General features: G+C 46.7%; 1 protein-coding gene. It reads right to left on the minus strand.

Features of this window, described 5'->3' with window-relative positions; translation table 11 throughout:
* The coding region (locus AAEY62_RS20095; RefSeq protein WP_502935521.1) for a TolC family protein at nt 1–625 on the minus strand (625 nt) is incomplete at both ends.

Below are 625 nucleotides of genomic sequence, written 5' to 3' on the forward strand. Positions count from 1 at the left end.
TTCATAGCCATCCCGCGCCAATTTCAATGCAGATTCCAATGTTGGGACGACATTGTCTTGAAGGGTCGTAACAGTGAGCAAGGCTTGGTCTTTTGCGCTAATGACTTGATTTAATTGGCGAGTGAGTTCACGAATTTTCGCTTGTTTTTGATAGTCTATACTGTCAAGCAATGCGCGCTGTTGTTCGTATTCACCTAGATTCCGCTGCTTGGTATTTAACGGCACCGAAATACTGGCGACTAACGCTGTGTCATCAATTCCCTGCATTCTTCGGATACCGGCTTCCCACGCAATGTCGAACTGCTGACTGGCCTGAACCACTCTCAATCTGGCCTCTTGTACCCGATAGTTATCAGCATAAAGCAGAACGTGTGGATTGCTTTGAAGCTGTGAAAGCATATGTTCAAGTGATAGTGAATTTGGAAACGATAACAGTGTCCCTTCAACTTCCGCAAACGCAGCGTTAGTGTCACCCCACATGATGGCCAGGTCGCGTTTATACTCATTGAGTTTTTGTTCACTTATCAATAACGACAAACGCGCCTGCGACAACGCTGACTCTGCACGTTTTTTCTCAAGTGGTGAAGAAGCCCCCGCTTCAACCCGTGTAGAGACTGTCTGAAGC

It is taken from the genome of Pseudoalteromonas sp. GW168-MNA-CIBAN-0100, from assembly GCF_040309225.1.
GTDB lineage: Bacteria > Pseudomonadota > Gammaproteobacteria > Enterobacterales > Alteromonadaceae > Pseudoalteromonas > Pseudoalteromonas arctica.